This window comes from Halorubrum sp. AJ67 (assembly GCF_000513435.1).
In genome coordinates, this window is record NZ_CBVY010000007.1 from 107,464 (window position 1) to 110,956 (window position 3,493).

Annotated in this window: 2 protein-coding genes and 1 pseudogene; 1 reads left to right on the forward strand and 2 read right to left on the reverse strand. The window is 68.2% G+C overall.

Features of this window, described 5'->3' with window-relative positions; all coding sequences use genetic code 11:
- Positions 1–229: 229 nt before the first annotated feature.
- Positions 230–670, reverse strand: a pseudogene (locus BN903_RS15835) (glycosyltransferase family 2 protein); the annotation flags it as partial.
- Positions 671–876: 206 nt separating this feature from the next.
- On the opposite strand from BN903_RS15835, the gene BN903_RS08185 reads away from it, so the two are divergent.
- Positions 877–2,805, forward strand: a complete 1,929-nt coding sequence (locus BN903_RS08185; protein WP_048077280.1) for an ABC transporter ATP-binding protein — start codon at positions 877–879, stop codon at positions 2,803–2,805.
- A gap of 39 nt (positions 2,806–2,844) precedes the next feature.
- Here the strand turns inward: BN903_RS08185 and BN903_RS08190 are convergent, their stop codons facing one another.
- A complete protein-coding gene (locus BN903_RS08190) occupies positions 2,845–3,330 on the reverse strand; it encodes a hypothetical protein (protein WP_048077281.1) in 486 nt (161 codons plus the stop codon).
- Positions 3,331–3,493 lie beyond the last annotated feature (163 nt).

A 3,493-nucleotide genomic window follows, 5' to 3' on the forward strand; every position in this document is an offset into this window, starting at 1 on the left:
CTCGTACTCGCGGACGATCTCGAGGCGTCCGTGGAAGACGCCCATCGACTTGCCCCGCGAGTCCGGGATCACGCCGCGCACGACGAGCGGCTCGTCGAGGAACTCGAACTCGGTCAGGCGCGCCAGCTCGAGCATCGCGCCCGAAGTCGTCGGCACCGGGACGGTTCTTCCACGGGAGCGTGGCTTCGACGACCTCGCGGTCGGCCAGCATCGTCGTCGTCTGACACGGGTAGAGGTCGAACGAGAGGGCCGCGTCGAGGACGTCGCCGCGGACGGCCGGGTCCGGTCGCACCGTGCCGCCGTCCTCGAACTCCATCCCGCAGTAGGCGACGCCGGCGTCGGGGGCGTTCTCCAACAGCGCCACCTGCCGTTCGAGCTTCCGCGGGTGAAGTCGGTCGTCGTCGTCGAGGTACTGGAGGTACCTCCCCGACGTTCGCCGGGTCCCGACGGTCCGTGCGACGTTCGAGCCGCGGTTCTCGTCGAAGCCCAGATACGGGACGTCGTACGCCTCGGCGACCGGTTCGGCGTGTCGCTCGCCGGAGTCGTCGACGACCAACACCTCGATCGGTTCGTACGTCTGGGCGCGGACGCTCTCGATGGCCGCTGCGAGCCTGTCGTTCCGGTAGTGGGTCGGGATGACGACCGACACGAGCGGGGCGGGACGAGACATCGTAATCGTCCATCAGAAACCCGCCCGGACACATCAGTACCCGCTCCATACCGGGCGTCTCCCCGACTGTGACCGAGCGACCCCGGGCGTGGAGGCGACGGCCGCCCGCACGACGGTGATCGCGACCCGACTCGCCGGAGGCCCCGACGCCCGAGCCCGCGGTAGCAGCTCTATAATAATGGGTCCCGCCTTAGTGGATGGGTTCAATGAACGAGTCAGCGGAGCTCGGAATCGAGCTCTCGATACGGGAACGGCTCGCCGCGGTCAAGCGGGTGGCGGGGTTCAATCCGCCGCTCGCGGCCGCGATCATCGTACTCAGCGTCCTGACGGCCGCGCTCGAAGGCGTCGGGATCGCGTTTTTAGTTCCGATCATCGAGCAGGTACAGGGGTCGGGAGCCGGCGGCGTCCCCGACGGCGGCCTCATCGGCAGCGTGTTCGCCCGCGTCTACGGGGCAGTCGGCATCCCGTTGACGCTGGCGACGGCCGTCGTCGGCGTCGCGCTCGTGATCACGGTCAGGGTCCTGCTACGCATCGTCGTCGGCTGGCTCGAAGCGATCCTCCGCACGCATTACATGCGTGAGCTGAAGACGCAAGCGTTCGAACGCGCCGTCGGCGCGCAGGTGTCGTACTTCGACGCCCACGGCTCCGACGAGGTGCTTAACGCCATCGTCACGCAGTCGAAGTACGCGAGCCGAGTGATCCGCGACATCACCGGCGGGTTCAAACAGCTCCTCTTGGCGGTGACGTACACGGCGATCGCGCTGTATCTCGCGCCGGTTCTGACGGTCGTCGGCGTCGGCGTGCTCGGCGTTCTGGTGTTCCTCATTCGGACGGTGTTCGACTCGGCGCTGTCGATCGGCTCCCGCGTCGCCGACGCCAACGAACAACTCCAACGGGCGATCCAGACGGGGACACAGGGGATCAGGGACGTGAAGCTGTTCACGATGACCGAGGAGGTTTTCGGCGATTTCCAGGGCGTGATCGACGAGCACACCCGGGCGAAGATCAAGCTCCGGCGGAACCGACTCGCGTTCAACCAGCTGTACGCGCTCGCGGCCTCGCTCGCCATCTTCGCGCTCATCTACTTCGCGGTGTCGTACGCGTCGCTCACGCTCAGCGCGCTCGGGATGTACCTGTTCACGATGTTCCGTCTCGCCCCGCAGGTGAGTAGCTTGAACAAGACGTTCTACAAGATAGAGGAGAACCTCCCGCACCTCGTTCGGACCTGGCGGTTCATCGATACACTCGAAGACTACGAGGAGGTCGACGAGGGTGACGAGTCGGTTCCGGTGCCCGTCACCGAGTTCTCGTTCAGGGACGTCGACTTCCGCTACCGGACGCGGGCGACCGCGATCGGTGCCGACTCGGGGCAGACGCGCAGTGACGGCGGCAGCAGTGTGGGTGCCCACCAACCCGCACCCGCCGCCGACGCGCGGAGCGAACCCGAACCGCCCGACCGGGGCGAGCGAGTCCTCGACGGCGTCTCCTTCGAGGTCGAGCGGGGCGATTTCGTCGCGTTCGTCGGTCCCTCCGGGGCCGGGAAGTCCACGATCGCCTCGCTGAGCGCCCGCCTCTACAACCCCGACGGGGGCGCTGTCGTCGCGAACGGTCGGTCGATCGATCGGTTCGATCTGACGGAGTGGCGGTCGAACGTCGCGGTCGTCCGCCAGAAGCCGTTCATCTTCGACGAGTCGTTGCGGTACAACGTGACCGTCGGCAACCGCGACGCGACCGAAGCGGAGATGGAGCGGGTCTGCGAGCTCGCGTCGGTGACCGAGTTCCTCGACGAACTCCCCGACGGGTACGACACCGTGCTCGGTGAGGACGGGGTCAAGCTGTCGGGGGGACAGCGACAGCGCGTCGCCATCGCTCGGGCCCTGTTGAAGGACGCGGAGATACTGGTGCTCGACGAGGCGACGAGCGACTTGGACACGAACCTCGAAGCCGCGGTCCACGCGGGCATCGAACGGGGGCAGGACGACCAGATGCTCGTTGTCATCGCACACCGCCTCTCGACGGTCGTCGACGCGGACCGGATCCACTACGTCGAGAACGGCCGCATCCGCGAGTCGGGCGCACACGGGGAGCTCGTCGCGGGGGACGGCCCGTACGCGGACATGTACGAACGACAGTGAGCGGCGTCGGCCGCGCTCTCCTCGACGCCGCGACCCGAGTCAGAACCGCTCCGCGCCCGAATCGGAACGGCGTCCACGGCCCGATGCCTCGGTCCCGGCCGCGTCCCGCTTCGCCAGCCACTCCGGATGTCTGACGTAGACGACGGCGGGCACGGAGTCCACGCCGAGCAGGTCGGCGAGCATCAGCCGGTGTTTCCCCTCCACGAGCAGCGGCTCGCCGTCGCGGCTCACGTCGACCGCGATCTCGTGACGCATCACGCGCGGGAACGCGTCGGGGCCGGGAGCCACCCGATTCCGCCGGGCGAGTTCCAACTGGGACCGGTACCCGTCCCGGCGGAGCGTCTCGTACAGGTCGTCGAGGCGCTCACACCGGCGACGAACGGCCGCTTCCGTGTCGCAGTCGTGCCAGACCGCACGCCCGGCGTCAATCTCCTCCGTGAGTACGGCGAACAGGGCCGTCTCGTCCCACGGCGTGTCCGCCTCGAAGTGGTTCCGAAGCGACCGGTATAGGACCGTCTCGCGCATCTCGTCTCCGCCGTAGAGCCGGACCGGACGGGTGCCGCTCGGGGTCCGCGGAGAGCGGTCGGCGGTCCCAGTTACCGCCGCGGACGCGGCCCAGCGACTCGAACCGGTTCTCCCAGGGCGGGTAGTCGCGACCGGTGAGCCGGTCAACCGATTCCGGCCGCAG